This is a genomic window from Gilliamella sp. ESL0232 (assembly GCF_013346885.1).
GTDB lineage: Bacteria > Pseudomonadota > Gammaproteobacteria > Enterobacterales > Orbaceae > Gilliamella > Gilliamella bombi.
In genome coordinates this window covers 119,757-138,090 of record NZ_JAAEDW010000008.1, presented here as the reverse complement: position 1 = coordinate 138,090, position 18,334 = coordinate 119,757, and the positions used below count along the sequence as shown (strand labels likewise).

The following is an 18,334-nucleotide window of genomic DNA, read 5'->3' as shown; positions in this document are numbered from 1 at the left end:
TCAATATCAACTAGATACGATAAGTTAGAAAGGAATTATGCCAGTATGGTATCACTGGCATTTATGTTAATGTGGCTGCCAATGTATTGTTGAGTAATTTATGTACAGCAAAGATCAACAGTCCCTATTCATTAAAACGTTTGATAACCATTTTATTAATCAAAATTTACAAAACCAGCCCACCAATAAACGAATGAAAAACCGAAAGCATGATACATACTTTAATTGCAATGTGGCATGATATAAAAAATATTTAACAATACAGAAAATAGAAAACAAAAGTCTAAGCTACTTATTCACATTTATAATATGGTTATACATAAAGCTATTTCTGGTAAAACGCCTTTATGTGTTTGAGTGGGTTATTTTAATCATGAAATATAAATAACCCATTATTTTATTACAACAATCCTATTTTATAAATGCTCCTTTACTGAATAAATAATATCACATTTAAAATATTTTCTATCCTTTACAAATAGCGTAACCTAACCAAGGAGCTTCAGTTGTAAACGTGCTAGTAAAACCATCATGGTTATGTACAACATATGGAAGCTGTACACCTTCAATCACCGAAGAATCCGATGTCCAATATCTAGAGGTAAAATCAGGCGGAGCATAATATTCTTGCCATTCTGAATCAGGGTAAGAAGATTTAGTTGTCCACCCCCATTCACCCAAAATAGAGCCACCTATTACACGAGTATAGCTATTAGACAATCCAGTTAATTCTGCCCCTTGACCTTCATATCGTGGCGAATTTGTTAATTGGGCTCGACTCATCATATTTTGTAAACCTCCACAATGCTGTTGTACAGCATTAAACGATCCTCTAAAATTTTTCGGCACCCCCCAAATAGAAGTTGGGTTAAAACGGTAATCATGAATGACAGAATTATCTCTTTTTAAAGTTGCCCTCACTGTAACAGTTCCTGAGGGTTTACTATTAAGTTTTACTACACCATTTTGATCAATTGCAACCCCTCCTCCTGGGTTATTGATCACTTGATAATGATAATCATCTTGTGCTCCTGTCATCACTAATTGAAATTTAGCACCAGGAAACCCTGTTGTTGGGAATGTGTTTGATGAAACTATTGGCTGTGCTTTAAAACCATAATTTGGTACGTAATCTTTAGTATAACCACCACCAACTAGAGGGTGGCGATTAGCATATTCAGGTCGATTAAAATAATATTCATCTGTTTTTAAATCAACTCCAATCCATTGGTATTCTGGATGCACTATAGTAGAATTCGGTTTAGCATAACAAATTTGCGATTTTGGTGCGATTTGATAAGTTTTAGCTAGGGTAATCTGCTCGCCTTTATCAGGAATTCCGTATGCTGAATGAGCACTAACATTGGTTTTTATGATGAGCTTTAATGGCATTGAAAAGCCACTACCACAACCTATCATTTTTTTCTTATCATTACCTATTATTCTTACACCATTATTGTCATACCACCAATAATTAGTCGATTCAACCTTAAACGGCTCCTGTGGATCGGCACTATCACCATCTATATCGCTGTAATTTTCAACTTTATCTAAGTTTGTTGAAGTATAAATCGCCACTTTAAAATCGTTAAGCGTTAAATTACCATCAAATTCTTTCACTTCACTAGATTTTATAGTGCCACTCGCCTCACTGTAAAAAACACCGTTGACAGTAAAACCATGTTTATCTGCACTCGATAACGCCAGCACTTGCGGAGCATTCCCTGTAATAATCTGATTCGAAGTTGCTGTTAGTATTGCATTAGCTGAGCCAACGTGTATCCATTGTGATAATAAGATTAAACCCATTATTTGAGTAAGTTTCGGTTTTGAGTGAGCTGTGAGTGTCGTTATTTTGACAACAAAGTGAGATTTGCAATGGAAGTGTTTAAAACAAAAAGATAACAGTAAAAATAAAACGTTTTGCCGTAATATTAAAGGTGAAATAAAACGATTAACAAAATGCCCGATGCCCGATGCCCGATGCCCGATGCCCGATGCCCGATGCCCGATGCCCGATGCCCGATGCCCGATGCCCGATGCCCGATGCCCGATTAAGTCCATATTTTATCATAATTTTATTATTCCTCATACTTATTTTCTTAAATTTATTGTTATAAAATAAACAGTTAATGTTGTTTTTAGTAATTTTAGCATAAAGTAGTATATAACTATGCTACTCTATTTTAGAATAAAACCCTCATTTTTCACCTGTTTTTTTGTAAAGTTTTGTTAAGCTCTTTCTTTAATAAAAGATCATCCATTGCTCTAAATTTTTTAATAATATAAGATAACGAATCCATTACTTAAAATCACATATTTGCTTATTAATATTAAGACTTAATCATTAACCTTTACAGAAACATAATTAATACTTCCTATATTTTTGTATATCGCTATTTTAGATCCTAACAATAGCGAATAGACAACATCCATGACTTAATAGCATTTTTTTGCTATAGTAAACGCCATTTTATTTAATCTATAAGAGTTATAAGCTATGGAATCTATACCTAATTGCCCTGTTTGCCAATCTGAACACACTTATCATGATGGCAGCTTTTGTGTTTGCCCTGAATGTGCCCACGAATGGGATCCAAACGAGGCTGTGTCTTCTGATGTTGGATTACAGGTAAAAGATAGCAATGGTAATTTACTTGCTGATGGCGACGATATTATTTTGATTAAGGATCTAAAATTGAAAGGATCTTCAACGGTGCTGAAAAAAGGCGCTAAAGCCAAAGGCATTCGTTTAGTCGAAGGTGATCACGAAATCGACTGCAAAATTGATGGCATGAAAATTATGCTAAAAGCCTGCTTTGTAAAAAAAGCTTAGTTAATTATCATGTTGTGTATAACCTTTTTCAAAAAATAATTAAAGACAATGATAATCCATGTACAAAAAACAGCCTTGGAACATTGTATAAAAAAGAGTTAGGTGTTAAACAAAATTATCAAATTAAGGGAATATTTAATGGCATTCCCTTAATTATTAATGTTAATTTTTAAACACCAACTTTGCTTCTTCAAGTTATCAACAAAGCAATTAAAATATAAACACATTTAACCTTTACAAGCAATATAGTTAATTTTTCCTATCTTATTTTCATAACTATCATACCCCACCCCACCATTGACAGTATGCACAACAAAGTGCCGTTCGGGTGAATAGTTATCTCTTGTCCAATAATGAGCATCACGCCAATCAGAACTTGGATAGCTTGTTTGATTCATTTGTCCCCATTCAGCGGTCAACCCTCCACCAATTGCTCGGGAATAATTATTATCTTTAAAATTCCAATACATTGGTGCTTTTCTTTGTGGAGAATTAGTCAATTCGTCTCGACTTAATATATTAAAAGCACCACCACATTTTGCTTGAGCAATATCCCAATAATCCCTAAAATCACTTTGAGGAATAGCCCAGATATTTGTTGGATTAAAACTATAATTATGCTTAACAGATTTATCTCTCTTTAATGTCGCCTGTACTGTTAATTCGCCTAATGGTTTTTTCTTTAGAGTAATAAATCCTAACGAGTCAATATCAATAATATCTTTCGATCCAGTAATAACTGAAAACTCATAATCTGTTTGTACACCAGTCATTACTAATTGGAATTTAGCCCCAGGAAAACCTGTTGTTGGAAAGGTTTTTGATGAAACGGTTGGTTTAGCCTTAAAACCAAAATTCAACACATAATCATTTGTACGCCCACCACCATACTCAGGGTTTATTATACTACTTTCGAGATTCCATTTTTGAGAATTTCCATTTTTATCAAAACCATGCCATTGAGCATTTTGGTGGGTAATTGTCGCATTCGGTTTAGCATAACAAATTTCTGATTTTGCGGCGATTTGATAAGTTTTAGCTAATGTAACAGATTCACTTTCATTGGGAATACCATATTCTGATTGTGCTTTAACATCAGTTTTAATGATGAGCTTTAATGGCATTGAAAAACCACTTCCACAACCTATCATTTTTTTCTTATCATCACCCATTATCCTAACGCCATTATTGTCATACCACCAATAATTGGTCATTTGCACTTTAAATGGCTCCTGTGGATCGGCACTATCACCATCTATATCACTGTAATTTTCAACTTTATCTAAGTTTGTTGAAGTATAAATCGCCACTTTAAAATCATTCAGCGTTAAATTACCATCAAATTCTTTCACTTCACTAGATTTTATAGTGCCACTCGCCTCACTGTAAAAAACACCGTTGACAGTAAAACCATGTTTATCTGCACTCGATAACGCCAGCACTTGTGGGGCATTACCTATTATAATATGGTTCGACGTAGCAGTGAGTATGGCATGAGGTGCCCCAGCTATTATCAATTGTGATAATAATATTAAGCTTTTTTGAGTAAATTTTAGTTTTAAATTGGCTATAGATGCTATTATTTTGCCAATGTGGTTAGATTTACAGTGGGAGAGTTTAAAATAAAAAGGTAATGCTAAATATAAAGTGCTTTGCTGTAAAATTAAATAAAAACAATTAACAAAGTCACCAATACTCCAAAATGCTCGATGCTCGATGCTCGATGCTCGATGCTCGATGCTCGATGCTCGATTTCAGACCATATCTTATCATATTTTTATTATTCCTTATACTTATTTCCATCAATAAATTTATAAAATATAAATAGTTAAATTATTTTTAACAACTAAAGAATGACACATACCATATAAATAACATAGTATTAAAAGTATTTTAGAGAAAAAACTCTTTTATCTCCACTCTTTTGTAAAATTTTGTTAAGGACTTCCTTTAATCAAAGGATCACCTATTGAAACCAAGCTTTTAATAATATGAGTTAACTAATCTACTATATAAAATGGTTTATCTAGTTTGTTAATATGTTTATTTTTAGATAATTACTTAATAATATGTATCACACAATAAAAAACAGTCAGGTAGGGCATTGATTTTATTTAAATTTTTATTTGACGGTTTTTTGTTAATTTATAGATAAATCAATATATTAAAATGTAAATTTGCTCAATAGCCACAAAAAACAAGTACAAATTACATCGTTACTTTGCAACCATTTTCTGCAATTAGCGAGCTAAAATAACAATATTGTTCGATTTGATTAGTGATAACGTTGAATAAAGAGTGCTTCGTAAGCCCGACCTAATAGTAATCTTTCATATGCGTTATCAGTCTGTTCTATTATATGGTCTAATTGCTCCTCAGCATCATCAGGCAGTGGATAAGTGTTAATAAGCTTGCTGACTTTATTATTAAGCATATTAAAATGATCCTTTGAACATAATGCTTCTTCAAATGCTATATAGAAAAATGTAATAACCCGAGACCTCATTTCAAGATCGGTTTCATCTTTCAGTAAAGCCTTAAGTTGCTCAAAAGGTTCTGCGCAATCAGGAAGTGAAGCGAGTCTTTCTGCCTGCTTTATTAATTCTTGTTCTTTGCTCATAGTCAATTGTTAATCCATCATCATTGAGCAAGTAAATAATTAGAATAATAAACAAGACTTGCTTCCAGTGCTTAGTTTATCATTGTTTATTTTCCAAATAAATTCTCATTCAACGATGGAATAGTGAGTATTAAACATCTAATAATAATTTAATAATGTTTTTTTTGCTAGCAAGTATCACCGAGTTAAATACCATAAAATACTAGAAATTCGCTCAAACATTTGTTCAAAAATAAATTCAGTAAATGCGGGTAATGTTGTAATTAAATAAGTTAGCATGATTAGCCCTAAAAATAGGGTCGCTGGATAACCAACCACAAATATAGATAGCTGTGGCGTCATTCTGTTAAGTAGTCCTAATGATATGTTGATGATTAATAGCAATGTCATTAAAGGAAGTGCTAACATGATTGCGTTGATAAATAATAGTTTGCTGACTTCAATTAATGCTAAGTATCCATTCGCTTGTAATGGCATTACTGCAATCGGAATAATATCAAAACTATTTGATATGCCGTATAACAACCATAAATGGCCATCAAGACTGAGAAATATTAATAAAGCAATGATGTTAATTAAGCGCGATAATACTGATGTTGATGGACCGCCAATAGGGTCAAAAAAGGTCGCCATTCCTAGCCCCATTTGCATCCCTATTAATTCTCCTGAAAATCGCACTGTCATAAATGCCAACTGCATGGTAAAACCAATAAGTATTCCAATCATTATTTGTTGTGCAATAATCCATATTCCTATAAATGAGTATATTTTTATATTGTCATCAATATGTGGATGTGGCAGTACAATCGTAGTGAGTAGCGCTAGGCCAATTTTAACTCGATTAGGCGTTTCCTTTTCGCCAAAAATGGGCGCTACCATGATCAACGCTAAGATACGAACAAAAGGGAAAAAATAGTCCCTAATCCAAGAAAAGAAATCGATATTAAATAAATTGTTGATATCAAATTCCATTACATTTAACGGGTTAAGTTAGGAATATCTGTAATAACGGTTTGGATATAGTCGATCATGGTTGATAGCATTGATGGCCCCAATATTATTAAAACCACAATGACCACTATGATCTTGGGAATAAATGATAATGTCATTTCGTTAATTTGCGTCGCAGCTTGTAATAAACTAATGATTAACCCTGTTACTAATGCGGCTAATAATAACGGTCCAGCTAATGATGCCGAAACTTTTATCGCTTGTATGGCTAACGTGCTGATATATTCAGATGACATAGTGCGACTCAACTAAAAAAGCTTTGTGCTAATGATCCAAGTAATAAATGCCAACCATCTGCCAAGACAAATAACATTAATTTGAATGGTAATGATACTGTCGCTGGTGGCACCATCATCATTCCTAATGCCATAAGCGTGCTTGCTACCACTAGATCAATTACTAAGAATGGAATAAAAATTGTAAAACCAATTTGAAACGCTGTTTTTAATTCACTCACCACAAAAGCAGGAACTAATACTTTTAAAGGAACGTCTTCCCGTGTTTGAATGTCGTTTTGGTGAGACATGTTAACAAATAACGCTAGGTCATTTTCTCGCGTTTGGGTAAGCATAAATTCTTGTAATGGTTTAGTTGCTTTTGTTAATCCTTCTTGCATGGTGATTTGATTTTGTGAATATGGCATATACGCTTCTTGATAAATTTTATCAATGACTGGCGACATAATAAAAAATGTCATAAAAAGCGAAATTCCCAAAATAACTTGATTCGGCGGTGCTGATTGCGTACCTAGGGCATTACGCAACAGACCTAACACAATGATGATTCGTGTAAAGCTGGTCATCAATAATAATATTGCTGGTATAAAAGTGAGCAATGTTAAAAAGACTAATGTTTCAACTGGTAACGACCAATTTTGCCCACCTGTTAGGGACTGATTTATGTTAGTTAAAGATGAAGTTTCAGCATGGCTAGATAAGCTAAATAGCAATAAACTTAGCAAAATAGTTAAATTTAATCGCACTTGTTGTTACTCCTTTTTCACTTTTAAAGCGGATTGTAATATCTGTTGAAATGAGTTAATTTTCGTAAGATTTTTATCTGCTCCATTTTGCGAAAGTAACACTTTGGTTCTTTCTTCATTGATAGTATGTAACAATGTCATTTGTTGAGGAGTAACACCTACCACTAATAATTGGTTATCAACGTGAATAACCATAATACGTTCTTTAGGATTAATGTTATATGTGGCTTTGACATCAATCCATTGTTCGGTCGTTTTTTTCCAACCCATTCGTTTTGCGAGCCATCCTAGCAATAAAATAAAACCGATGATCACAATAAGCGTTAATCCCATTGACGATCCAATTTCAGTATAAATATTTAAATCAGAAGACGATGGCGATAAGGTATTAGTATTGGTTGCACCAACCGTAGGTTGAATCAAATTAGGTTGCTTTATTGTCATTAACGGCTTAATCTTCTTACACGCTCTGATGGAGTAATAATATCGGTGATACGTACACCATAGTTATCGCCAACTACCACAATTTCGCCTTGAGCTATTAAATAACCGTTAATTAATATATCTAATGGTTCTCCTGCAAGCCCATCTAATGCAATTACCGAACCTTGGGTTAGATTTAATAGATCTTTAATAGCTATTTTTGTTCGACCAAGTTCAACGCTTAAATCAACAGGTATATCTAATATAAGATTAATATCTTGCTTTTTATCTTTTGTTTGTTGAGGAGATAATGTTTCAAAAATAGCCTCTTTAGTGATGAGTTCATCACTCATTACTTTTTCTTCTTGGTCTTCGCCGTTATTTGGTATAATGTCAGTCATTGAACACTCCCTCATTCAGTTGTTCTATCACAGGATTAATGACCTGTTCTACTTGAATTGCATACTGTTTATTTACTTTACCGTAATGGCCTTTTAATACCGGTACACCACCAACTGTTACATCTATATTTGTTGGTTTTTCAATTGTTAAAATATCATCAACTTTTAACGCTAACAGTTTTTCAACGGTTGTATGAATATGGGTAAAATTGGCAACTAATTCGACAGATGATTGTTTAATTCCAGTGGTTAATGAACTCATCCAGATATTATCGTCTTGATAAGTCTGTTCTTCGATAGGTGGCTTTATTAGCAACTCTTTGATTGGTTCAACCATAGAATAAGGGATACAAATGCAAAATGTCGCTTTGCTATGACCCACTTCGACTTTGAAGTTTGTTGTTAGCACAACATCATCAGGCGAACTGGTAATGTTGGTAAATTTGCTTTGCATTTCAGAGCGAATATATTCAGTTTCAATTGGGTATACATCAGCCCATGCATTTTGATAAATAACTAATGCTAATTCTAATACTCGTTTTATGATTTGCTGTTCGGTGTGGGTAAATTCTCGTCCTTGTGTTTTTATTTTAGTTGTATGCCCGTCTCCCCCAAATAATGAATCAACGATAATAAAGACTAATTCAGGCGAAAATGAAAATAAGCTTGAACCTCTTAATGGGTTAAGATGAACTAAATTTAAATGGTTTTCTGATGAAATATTAGAAAATTCCTCAAATGTTTGTGGTTCAATATGCGATGCAACTACATCGGCATTGCGACGCAATCGATTAAATAGCCCAATTCTAAACTGACGAGCAAAACGTTCATTAATGATTTCTAATGCGGTTAATCGTTCAGGAATAAAACGATGTTTTACCGATAAATCATAAGGTTTAACATCAACCTTTTTACCAGAAGGTAACGAAAAAGAAGAAGCATCAATACTGCTATCGTCACCATCGTTAACAAAACTATCAGATAGTTGTTCTGCAGCACTATTTTCATTTAAATCTGTTGTGGGCTCTATCTTATCGGGCATAATAATCACCGTATAATAAAATCAGTAAATAGAACTTCATCAACTTTTACCCAATGTTTTGCATCATATTGTCTTGATAAGGTAGTTTTTATCTGCTCTTGTAAATCGATCTTCCCCGATTCTTGCTTTAGTTTGTTAACATGCTGTTTTGAAGTTAAAAGTAGTACGTCACTTCTTACTTCAGGTAAATAATCTAATAGCACTGTTCTTTGGTTTTCATCGGCAATACGCAAAACTATTCCAATATAAATAATTTTATTAGTTTCGATATTATCTTCTGAGACAGGTAATGAAATAGTAAACGGTTTTAATGTTAAAAATACCGGTGACGTAACTTCGGGTTCTTCTTGTGCTTTAGTTGTACTTTGTGAGTGATTTTGAAACCACAAATAGGCCGCAACACTTATCGCTAACAACGTAATAAGAATAAGAATCAGATTTAAAACACTTACTTTTTTTTTCGTGGTAGGCATATTTATTCTTGTCTCTATAAATTTAAAAAGATTTATAACCCATTAATTAGGTATAGTTACAAGAATAATAAATCATATTTTTTAAATTGATTTGAAGAATAGGCAACAAAACATTACCTATTTAAACGTTTCAATTGATTTAAAACATAAAATTGCTCAAAAAATAATAATCTTATTAGTTAAGCAAATATACTAAGTCTAGATTTAATTGATCGACTTTCAACTAGAGATTGCTCAATACTATCGTCTATTACATCAAGTGATACGACTTTCTGGGTTTGATTGCTTTTTGTTTGTTGCGGTGTATCAGATTGTTTTGAATCATTCATCATTGAAAAATCACCGATATTTGTTTGCTCTAGTGTAATACCTTGATCTTCTAATGATGTTCTTAAAAAAGGTAAAGCCGATTCTAACATACCTTTAACAGCACTATGTGCAGCCATCATATGAAGATTCATTTTATCATCATTCATTGCAAGCTTAATGTACATTGAGCCTAACTCTTGTGGATGTAATTTTATTTCGGCAGTTTGAATACCTTGACGATTAAACATAATAATTTGTTCAGTTAATGAAGTTTGCCACTGCATAATATTTTGTGTAGATAAATTTATTGTCGCTGATCTTGCGCTAATACTAGTTTGTGATAATAGCTGGTTTTGTCCATTGGTGTTGGTTAACAAAAATGGTTCTTGATTAGTAGCCATTTGTCCTTCATCATCGTAATTATTTATTAATTGGACTTGATTCATCACTACTTTCTGCATAAATTCACTAGCTTTATGCGATTCATTTTTTGAATTAGCAAAATTATTAATATTATCTTTAATATTTGTCATTCCTTTATCCACAGGTTTAGTTTTTATTCCTGTTTGTGATGTTACTTTATTAATTAAATCTTCACTGTCATAAATAGAAGTAAGTAACTGCGTTGCTTGCTCATCGATTACCACTTCTGATGATCCACCGAATAAATTAACATTTAATGTTTCAGTATTTTGATCTATTTTTATATCACTATCTTGTGCTATTGGTGTTTGTATATTAAAGGGATAAATTTCCGTAATTAACATTTCAACATTATGATCATTATCTTCTTGCGCATCATCAATACCTTTTAATTTGGCATTAACTGTTTTTTTATTATGTTCGGTTTGATTTTCACTTTGTTGTAATAATTGTTGAAAGCAATCATTACCATTATTCGTTAAATCGGTTTCAACAAGATCTGATTGATGAGAAACAGTAGGGTTCAATCCATTGATAAGATTAACATTCATTTAATACTCTCCTTGCTAATTGTAACTGCGCAAATTCATCTGTCAGTTTTTGCTGTAACCGATTTTGTCGTTGCAAATATTGGTTATACTGCTTATTTAATAGTGTGGTATATGTGTTTAAGCTTTTTTGTAATTGATTAAGCTGATTTGTAATTTGCTTTTGTTTAATATCTAACGATAACAATAGTTTTTTTTGTTGCTCAATACCTTGTTCAATTGAAGCAATAAACGATTTAAAATTGTTTAACTCGCTACCTTTAATACCTTCAAATAAGGCATTATTTAATTTTTGTTGATATTCAACATAATAATTATTTAAAACATTTAGCTGTGATTGTGCATTTTGATGATTTTCATTTGCTTTTTTTAGTTTTATCAAGTTATCGTCTACCGACTTTTGCGCCAATTTTTTTAATGTTGAAAATGCAAGTTGCGAAGGATTTTTATTCATTATGATATTTCCCTAACGAGCTAATTGTGGCTCAACAATGGCCGCTAATTGTTGATAAGCGTCTTGATAACAGCAATGTTCATTAATACCTTGTTGTAAAAATTTTTGCATAGCAGGATATAGCGTTATTGCTCTGTCTAATAATGGATCTGTGCCAGATACATAAGCACCAACATTAATCAAATCACGGTTTCGTTGAAAACTTGAAAATAATTGTTTAAATAATCTAGATTTTTTTTCATCTTCAGGGGCAGTAAGATCTGTCATTACGCGACTGATTGAAGCCTCAATATCAATAGCTGGATAATGTCCTGATTCAGCAAGAGATCGAGATAAAACAATGTGTCCATCTAAAATTGCTCGGGCCGAATCTGCAATCGGATCTTGTTGATCATCACCTTCGGTTAATACCGTATAAAATGCAGTAATTGAGCCTTTCCCTTCTTCATCATTGCCAGCTCTTTCAACTAATGCGGGTAACTTTGCAAAGACTGATGGAGGATAACCTTTAGTTGCTGGGGGTTCACCAATTGCTAAAGCAATCTCTCGTTGTGCCATAGCATAACGAGTTAAAGAGTCCATAATCAATAAAACGTTAAAGCCTTTATCACGAAAGTTTTCAGCAATTTTTGTTGCATATGCCGCTCCTTGTAAGCGTAATAATGGCGAAACATCCGCTGGTGCTGCTATAACAACCGCTCGAGCCAATCCTTCTTCACCTAAAATATTTTCGATAAAGTCTTTAACTTCTCGACCTCGTTCACCAATCAAACCGACAACAATAATATCCGCTTGCGTATAACGAGCCATCATGCCTAGTAAGACACTTTTACCAACCCCTGATCCAGCAAATAAGCCCATTCGTTGCCCTTTGCCAACGGTTAGCAAGGCATTTATAGCTCTAACACCAACATCAAGAACCTGATGAACAGGAGTCCGTTGTAGTGGATTGAGGGATTTATTGGCTAATCCAGCATACTCAATATGCTCAGGTAATGGTTTATCATCCAAGGGATTTCCCATAGCATCAACCACTCGACCTAATAATCCCATTCCCATAGGTAATACTTTATGGTTAAAATGTGTTAGATCATATTGCTTAGTATAGACTCGAGCCCCTAATAAAATACCGTCAGTTGATTCAAATGGCATTAAATAAAGTGTTTTATCACTAAATCCAACTACCTCACACTCAACAGGTTCAATTCGACCATCGGTTTGTCGTTCAACCAAGCAGTTAGATCCCAAAGGTAACTTTAGTCCAATAGCTTCTAGCACAAGTCCCGACGCTTTGACCAATCTTCCATATTGGCGAATTAGTGATAGTGATTCAAGTTGTTGTGTAGCTTGGTCAATTTTATTTAGCCACTTTGCAGAATATCTCACGTTAATGATTGTCCTCTTTTAGGCTATCAGACATTATTTGCCAGTGTTGCTCGATATTTGCATCAATTTCATTAGTTTCGGTAAATATCTTGCATCCACCCTGTTCTACGTTAGGATCGGCAATAAATTGCCAATGATGTTGACTGATTTCATCATTCAGCATGGGTTCTAACCACAGTAAATCAGCTGGATTTAGGTGCAATGCAATAGGTTCAGACAAAACTGAGCACTGTTCAACTAATGTTTTTATGGTATATATAAGCTGTTTTTGCTTAGCTTTTGGTATCGTGCCTATTGTTTTTTGCGCAGCAATCAATGCTAAATCAAGCAGTTTAGGAACAATTAATTCATCAATTTCGTTGATCGAATTTTGAAAATTGGTTATTAAATTAGCTATAGCTTGAACGGCATTTAATTTTTCTTCATTAAGTTGTTGTTCAATGAACTGGCGCCCTTCTTGCTCACCAATTTGATATCCTTCATCATAACCAGCCTGTTTACCTACATTGAAACCTTCTTGTTGACCTAAATTAAAACCGTCCTGATAAGCCTGTTTTTTTACCTCTTCTTTTAATTGCTCTAACTGTTGTGCCTGATTTAACTCTGGTTCAATTACAACATTATCTATCTCGGTAGCAGTTAGTTCTGTTTCAGGCTCATCAGTTTCAACATTTATAGCAACTTCATTTTTACTTAATTTCGGTAATTCGGGTAAAGAGAAATCTTGAAAACTTAATGGTTCCCAATTTAATCTATCTGGCCGATTACACATATTCATCATCACCGCTACTTAGGATCACTTCACCACTTTCTGCTAATCGACGAGCAATAGCCAATATTTTTTTCTGTTCGGTTTCAACTTGAGATAAACGCACAGGAGGTCGATTTTCTAAATCTTCACGTAAGATAGATGCCGCTCGCTGTGACATGTTACTCAATAGTTTTTCTCGTAATTCAACTGATGCACCTTTCAACGCAATTATTAATATTTCATTATCGACCTCTTTAAGTAAGCGTTGAATACTTCTATCATCCACTTCGACAAGATTTTCAAACAAGAACATTTCATCAATAATTTTTTGGGTTAACTCTCCATCATAATCACGCAATGCATTAATAACTTGCTCTTCTTGCTGTGTTTTCATTAAGTTAATAATTTCTGCTGCAGTACGTATACCACCAAGATTATTAAGTTTGATATTTTGACCATGTAGTAAAGTCGATAATGAAGTTGAGAGTAATTGAAGTGCAGAAGGCTCTACTCCTCCAAAAGTTGCAATACGTAACATGACATCGTTTCGTAATTCATCATCAAATAGATTTAGAATTTCTGCCGCTAAATCACGATTTAGATGAACTAAAATAGTTGCAATAATTTGTGGATGTTCTTTTTTGACCAAATCAACTGCTCTTGTAGCATCAACATAGTTGAGCATTTCAAGACCATCGGTTGCTTCTTCTTTTCCTGTATCTAATAATTCATCCAGTAAACGTTCGGCTTTTTCACTACCAAGAGATCGACCCAATATTGAACGTAAGTAACCATCTGGATCGGTATTTAAAACAGCGCATTCTTCAAGAGCAACTTGGCACTCATTAAGTATACCTTTCAACTGTTCTTGCGAAAATTGAGGTAATGACATCATCGCACTACTAATTTGTTGCACTTCTTTATGGTTAAGATGTTGCATAACTTGTGCCGCTAACCCTTCACCTAACACCATTAAAATCGCAGCTACTTTTTGAGATTCACTTAATATCATTGCTCAGTGTCCTCCTTATTTATCCAATTACGAATAATTAGTGCCATTACACGCGGTTCTTTTTCAACAATTTTCCGTATATGCTGTTGTTGTTGCGTATTATCTTCAAATATTTTTTGCTGTTGTTTACTGTGAGCTTTATAATCTAACTTATCGTCTACGGTAGATTGAGAAACTAATGATTCTCCATTATCAATAAAGAATTTACGTTGTAATTTTATCCATACCGAACGTAAAACCTTACGCCACGCAAACCATAAAATAATAATATAAATTAGATACTTAATTACTGTTTTAGCAGAATCATAAAATTCAGGAGTTTTCCAAAATGCCATATTATCGTTGTCATCAAGTGTTTGATCGGTAAATTTCAAATTTGCAACAGTCAAGCTATCACCACGTAAATCAGAAAACCCCATTGCCTGACGGGCTAATGCTTCAATATTTTTCAGTTCATCACTATCTAGTTTTACCCATTGTTCAGTTATGGAAGATGACTTGTCATTGTCATTGTCATTGTCATTGTCATTGTCACTGTCAACATCTTCAGATTTAACATTATCTGGCTCGGTTGTAACGAATTTATAATTCACCAAAACAGCAACCGATAAACGTTTAATACGACCTTCAGGTATTTGACTGTGTATAACCTTTCTATTTACTTCAAAATTAACGGTATTATTTGATTGCAAGCTGTAATTTCCTTGCTTATCGTGTTTTTCAGTCGATTCTTGTTCATCGATTGGCGCGCTAGATGCAGGTACAGGTTGATTAGACAACGCTCCTGGCACACCACCTACACCATAGCTTTTAGATGATTGACGATTTTCTACTTGTTGCTTACTGCGAATAGTTTGATTAGCAATATCACTATTAGGATCATAAGTTTCTAATGTCGATTCTTGTCGACTGAAATCAATATCAGCATTCACTTGCACCTTGACATTATTTTTACCCAAAATTGGGGTGATGATTTTTTCTACTCGCTCACGAATATTATTTTCAATTCGCTCACCAAATTCGAGTTGAGCGACATTTGTGTTTCTATCACGATAACCTTCACCAGTTAACAGGTGACCATGCTGATCGATAATGGTCACTTTATCTGCTTGTAATTCTGGCACACTACTAGAAATTAAATGGATAATGGCATCGATTTGACCTTGTGATAATGAGCGCCCAGGAAATAACGTTAATGCCACCGATGCAGAAGGAGATTTCCTTTCCCTGACAAATAAAGAAGGTTTAGGCATTGCTAAATGCACTCTAGCATCATCAATACTACTGATGATGGATATTGTTCGGGATAATTCGCCTTCTAAAGCTCGTTGATAATTTATTTGTTCATTGAATTGGCTCATACCAAAACTTTCTTTGTCGAGCAATTCAAAACCAACTGCCCCACCTTTTGGTAAACCCTGCTGAGCAATACGTAATCGGGTATCGTAAACTTTATCTTGCGGAATTAAGATTGTGGAACCAGAAGACGAAAATTGATAAGGAATATTCATCTTATCAAGTTGGCTAATAATTTCACCACCATCTTTATCATTTAAATTACTGAATAAAACTGCATAAGACTCATCTTTAGCCCATAAATAAATAAAACTAATAATGGCTATTATAATTACAGCTGCAATTAACAATGCCATTTTGGTGTTTTGTTTTAGTTGATTTATAAAAGGCAACTTATTTAATATTGATTCACCTTTATTATTGACTGTTTGACTAGCCATTGGCACCCTGACTCTAAACTATTTAGATTAACTCTGTTCGTTATTATCCATGTATTTAAAAAATTCAATGGCGAGAAAAGCGTGCACTTTTTCCCTTACTTATACCCTTTGTTTTTTTATTTATATGTTAAATTTAGCCATACAGTAACAAAAGAGCTAAAAAGCAGTTATCAAAATGAATACAATCAATACATTCAATCCAATTGAGCTAACTGATTTAAATAAATCAACGTCAATATCTCCAAAAACGCATTTTGCAGATAAAAACTTTGTTTCAGAATTAAAAACCGCTTTAGATAACATCAGTCAAATACAAATACAGGCAAATAATGAAGCAAAAGCTTTTGAAATGGGAGATACAAATATTTCATTGAATGAAGTCATGGTTAATATGCAAAAGTCATCGGTTTCATTGCAGTTTGGTATTCAAGTACGCAATAAACTAGTTGCTGCTTATCAAGAAATTATGAATATGAATGTTTAATTAATGACATCGAATACAATTCCTATATTCTAAATTTTGCATTTTACTTTTACAGATAACTATTAATTCTGGTCTAAATGCGATAATCAACTCATCACACGATTCAAGTTTAAAATAAGCATCGGTCATATTTTTGATGCTTGTTGCCCTACTAAATATATTATTTTTGTTATCAACTGATGGCTCAGAAAACTTTACCATTTTTACTGTACTATTAAAAAAAATAACGACATAATGCCGTCATTTAATAAAAACAACCAATGAAATGTATTAAAAATCCAAAATGATAACACTAAAAAAAACCAATATTTCTTTAAATGAACAGCATCTCAATTACCCAACATTAGGGCAACTCATTGTTCTGACAACATCGCTTGATGGTTTTTCTATAACTGAGGCTATTTGTTATCAAGAGAAGCTTGTTATTGCTGCTAATTTTTATCCGCAAAACGGGGATGATTATAAAGTTATATATGTCGTAATTGATCTGGATAAAAAAAACACGCATTATTATCATGAATCAGATGGCATTACCCCCCAATTTTTTGTCAGCCCTACTGGTAAGTATTATGTGTCTATTAATGTATACCATCCAGATAAAGATTTAGATATTATGCTTCCATTATTTGATAGAGAAAATATCACCTATCCAAAGCCCAAACGTCCTATTGTCGGCGATTTTAAGGGGATATGTCATGATTTTTCTATTTTCCATTATGTTGATCTTTTTTCAGAGACAAAACCAGATAAATTGATTGCAGTTGAATTTAAAAATGATGATATAAAAAAAACCTATACCAATAAAATTCCGCTTCCAAAACATAACAAACTTTTTATTGATTCTTTGAATAATCAAATACATCTACTTGCTTGTGTTGACAATGGTTGGTTACATCGTCAAATTGATGAAATGGGGAGCGATTTACAATCAAGAAATATAAACATAGGAAAACGTTTTTTTCTAACTTGCGTATTGAATTTAAGTTTTACTTATACATCAAGTATCTTAGGTATTGATGAAAAAGGTAAGTTTTATTTAATCAATATTTCACCCGAAGGAAAAATAGAACAAAATTTATTGTTTGATATGGAAAGGCTAATTTATTCTATTTGGGAACCGATAAAAGTTGCTGCAGAAACGTTTGTTATTCGATTCACTGATGAAATCGGTAATGGTTGGATTACAATTCAAAATAATCAGGTGATCGAAGCCTTTTATCAAGAAACCGTAGGTTGTTATATAAACTTGCACACAAAAGAAGTTTTTAAATTATCTACAAAAGAATTAATCATTAGTGAGATCGTCAAAACCAAAGATGCCAATTATACTGTTGTTTTTTACGGAAAAGAAGAAAACAATCACTCAAAAGACAAAGAGTTAATTATTTTAAATCGCAATATTGATTAAGGCTGTTTAACGGAATGCTTGGTTGGTTCCTATCG

18 protein-coding genes and 2 pseudogenes are annotated in these 18,334 nt (G+C 33.3%); 4 read left to right on the top strand and 16 right to left on the bottom strand.

Annotated features, from left to right (window positions below; translation table 11 throughout):
• Positions 1-93 (top strand): annotated as a pseudogene (locus tag GYW75_RS09710) (IS5/IS1182 family transposase); the annotation flags it as partial.
• A 372-nt stretch (positions 94-465) separates the two neighbouring features.
• Here the strand turns inward: GYW75_RS09710 and GYW75_RS09705 are convergent.
• Positions 466-2,064 (bottom strand): hypothetical protein, encoded by a 1,599-nt coding sequence (locus tag GYW75_RS09705; RefSeq protein WP_174799168.1) that lies wholly within the window; start codon positions 2,062-2,064, stop codon positions 466-468.
• A 436-nt stretch (positions 2,065-2,500) separates the two neighbouring features.
• On the opposite strand from GYW75_RS09705, the gene GYW75_RS09700 reads away from it, so the two are divergent.
• A complete protein-coding gene (locus GYW75_RS09700; protein ID WP_034909519.1) occupies positions 2,501-2,836 on the top strand; it encodes a zinc ribbon domain-containing protein YjdM in 336 nt (111 codons plus the stop codon).
• A 227-nt stretch (positions 2,837-3,063) separates the two neighbouring features.
• Here GYW75_RS09700 and GYW75_RS09695 read toward each other — a convergent pair whose 3' ends face one another.
• The 15 genes and pseudogenes from GYW75_RS09695 to fliF form a co-directional block, all read right to left on the bottom strand.
• Positions 3,064-4,353, bottom strand: coding sequence for a hypothetical protein (locus GYW75_RS09695; protein ID WP_238786463.1), 1,290 nt, complete (start codon positions 4,351-4,353; stop codon positions 3,064-3,066).
• Between the two features lie 758 nt (positions 4,354-5,111).
• Complete coding sequence (locus GYW75_RS09690; protein WP_174799247.1) at positions 5,112-5,456, bottom strand: hypothetical protein; 345 nt, start codon at positions 5,454-5,456, stop codon at positions 5,112-5,114.
• Positions 5,457-5,633: 177 nt separating this feature from the next.
• Positions 5,634-6,428 (bottom strand): flagellar biosynthetic protein FliR, encoded by a 795-nt coding sequence (gene fliR, locus GYW75_RS09685; RefSeq protein ID WP_065590635.1) that lies wholly within the window; start codon positions 6,426-6,428, stop codon positions 5,634-5,636.
• Positions 6,429-6,433: 5 nt separating this feature from the next.
• Positions 6,434-6,703: a flagellar biosynthesis protein FliQ gene (gene fliQ, locus GYW75_RS09680; protein ID WP_085164693.1), complete on the bottom strand. Its 270-nt coding sequence runs from the start codon at positions 6,701-6,703 to the stop codon at positions 6,434-6,436.
• Positions 6,704-6,711: 8 nt separating this feature from the next.
• Complete coding sequence (gene fliP / locus GYW75_RS09675) at positions 6,712-7,449, bottom strand: flagellar type III secretion system pore protein FliP (protein WP_174799246.1); 738 nt, start codon at positions 7,447-7,449, stop codon at positions 6,712-6,714.
• Between the two features lie 6 nt (positions 7,450-7,455).
• On the bottom strand, positions 7,456-7,893 hold the full coding sequence (fliO, locus tag GYW75_RS09670; protein WP_174799245.1) for a flagellar biosynthetic protein FliO: 438 nt from the start codon (positions 7,891-7,893) through the stop codon (positions 7,456-7,458).
• Positions 7,893-8,201: pseudogene (gene fliN / locus GYW75_RS09665) on the bottom strand (flagellar motor switch protein FliN); the annotation flags it as partial. The pseudogene fliN and the gene fliO, both read right to left, overlap by 1 nt.
• A 64-nt stretch (positions 8,202-8,265) precedes the next feature.
• Positions 8,266-9,315, bottom strand: a complete 1,050-nt coding sequence (gene fliM, locus GYW75_RS09660; RefSeq protein ID WP_174799244.1) for a flagellar motor switch protein FliM — start codon at positions 9,313-9,315, stop codon at positions 8,266-8,268.
• Positions 9,316-9,320: 5 nt separating this feature from the next.
• Positions 9,321-9,788: a flagellar basal body-associated FliL family protein gene (locus GYW75_RS09655; RefSeq protein ID WP_174799243.1), complete on the bottom strand. Its 468-nt coding sequence runs from the start codon at positions 9,786-9,788 to the stop codon at positions 9,321-9,323.
• 179 nt (positions 9,789-9,967) lie between these two features.
• Entirely contained in the window at positions 9,968-11,071 is a 1,104-nt protein-coding gene (locus GYW75_RS09650) for a flagellar hook-length control protein FliK (RefSeq protein WP_174799242.1), read from the bottom strand.
• A complete protein-coding gene (gene fliJ / locus GYW75_RS09645) occupies positions 11,061-11,522 on the bottom strand; it encodes a flagellar export protein FliJ (protein ID WP_174799241.1) in 462 nt (153 codons plus the stop codon). The genes GYW75_RS09650 and fliJ overlap by 11 nt, the downstream gene beginning before the upstream one ends.
• A 12-nt stretch (positions 11,523-11,534) precedes the next feature.
• Positions 11,535-12,914 carry a flagellar protein export ATPase FliI gene (gene fliI, locus GYW75_RS09640; protein WP_174799253.1) on the bottom strand — a complete coding sequence of 460 codons (1,380 nt, stop codon included), beginning with the start codon at positions 12,912-12,914 and terminating at the stop codon, positions 11,535-11,537.
• Positions 12,910-13,680 carry a flagellar assembly protein FliH gene (locus GYW75_RS09635; RefSeq protein WP_174799240.1) on the bottom strand — a complete coding sequence of 257 codons (771 nt, stop codon included), beginning with the start codon at positions 13,678-13,680 and terminating at the stop codon, positions 12,910-12,912. Before GYW75_RS09635 ends, fliI begins: the two co-directional genes overlap by 5 nt.
• Positions 13,673-14,671: a flagellar motor switch protein FliG gene (gene fliG, locus GYW75_RS09630; protein ID WP_065605885.1), complete on the bottom strand. Its 999-nt coding sequence runs from the start codon at positions 14,669-14,671 to the stop codon at positions 13,673-13,675. The genes GYW75_RS09635 and fliG overlap by 8 nt, the downstream gene beginning before the upstream one ends.
• Positions 14,668-16,407 carry a flagellar basal-body MS-ring/collar protein FliF gene (gene fliF, locus GYW75_RS09625; protein ID WP_174799239.1) on the bottom strand — a complete coding sequence of 580 codons (1,740 nt, stop codon included), beginning with the start codon at positions 16,405-16,407 and terminating at the stop codon, positions 14,668-14,670. The genes fliG and fliF overlap by 4 nt, the downstream gene beginning before the upstream one ends.
• Before the next feature lie 175 nt (positions 16,408-16,582).
• Here fliF and fliE point away from each other — a divergent pair, with 175 nt between their 5' ends.
• Positions 16,583-16,891 (top strand): flagellar hook-basal body complex protein FliE, encoded by a 309-nt coding sequence (fliE, locus tag GYW75_RS09620; protein ID WP_085164710.1) that lies wholly within the window; start codon positions 16,583-16,585, stop codon positions 16,889-16,891.
• 283 nt (positions 16,892-17,174) lie between these two features.
• Positions 17,175-18,299, top strand: coding sequence for a hypothetical protein (locus GYW75_RS09615; protein ID WP_174799238.1), 1,125 nt, complete (start codon positions 17,175-17,177; stop codon positions 18,297-18,299).
• Positions 18,300-18,334 lie beyond the last annotated feature (35 nt).

Excerpts from the sequence above, each read along its gene's own strand:
- GYW75_RS09705 (WP_174799168.1), bottom strand. The coding sequence starts at position 2,064 with ATGGACTTAATCGGGCATCGGGCATCGGGCATCGGGCATCGGGCATCG.
- GYW75_RS09700 (WP_034909519.1), top strand. The coding sequence starts at position 2,501 with ATGGAATCTATACCTAATTGCCCTGTTTGCCAATCTGAACACACTTAT.
- GYW75_RS09690 (WP_174799247.1), bottom strand. The coding sequence starts at position 5,456 with ATGAGCAAAGAACAAGAATTAATAAAGCAGGCAGAAAGACTCGCTTCA.
- fliR (WP_065590635.1), bottom strand. The coding sequence starts at position 6,428 with ATGGAATTTGATATCAACAATTTATTTAATATCGATTTCTTTTCTTGG.
- fliQ (WP_085164693.1), bottom strand. The coding sequence starts at position 6,703 with ATGTCATCTGAATATATCAGCACGTTAGCCATACAAGCGATAAAAGTT.
- fliO (WP_174799245.1), bottom strand. The coding sequence starts at position 7,893 with ATGACAATAAAGCAACCTAATTTGATTCAACCTACGGTTGGTGCAACC.
- fliM (WP_174799244.1), bottom strand. The coding sequence starts at position 9,315 with ATGCCCGATAAGATAGAGCCCACAACAGATTTAAATGAAAATAGTGCT.
- GYW75_RS09655 (WP_174799243.1), bottom strand. The coding sequence starts at position 9,788 with ATGCCTACCACGAAAAAAAAAGTAAGTGTTTTAAATCTGATTCTTATT.
- GYW75_RS09650 (WP_174799242.1), bottom strand. The coding sequence starts at position 11,071 with ATGAATGTTAATCTTATCAATGGATTGAACCCTACTGTTTCTCATCAA.
- fliJ (WP_174799241.1), bottom strand. The coding sequence starts at position 11,522 with ATGAATAAAAATCCTTCGCAACTTGCATTTTCAACATTAAAAAAATTG.
- GYW75_RS09635 (WP_174799240.1), bottom strand. The coding sequence starts at position 13,680 with ATGTGTAATCGGCCAGATAGATTAAATTGGGAACCATTAAGTTTTCAA.
- fliG (WP_065605885.1), bottom strand. The coding sequence starts at position 14,671 with ATGATATTAAGTGAATCTCAAAAAGTAGCTGCGATTTTAATGGTGTTA.
- fliF (WP_174799239.1), bottom strand. The coding sequence starts at position 16,407 with ATGGCTAGTCAAACAGTCAATAATAAAGGTGAATCAATATTAAATAAG.
- fliE (WP_085164710.1), top strand. The coding sequence starts at position 16,583 with ATGAATACAATCAATACATTCAATCCAATTGAGCTAACTGATTTAAAT.
- GYW75_RS09615 (WP_174799238.1), top strand. The coding sequence starts at position 17,175 with ATGATAACACTAAAAAAAACCAATATTTCTTTAAATGAACAGCATCTC.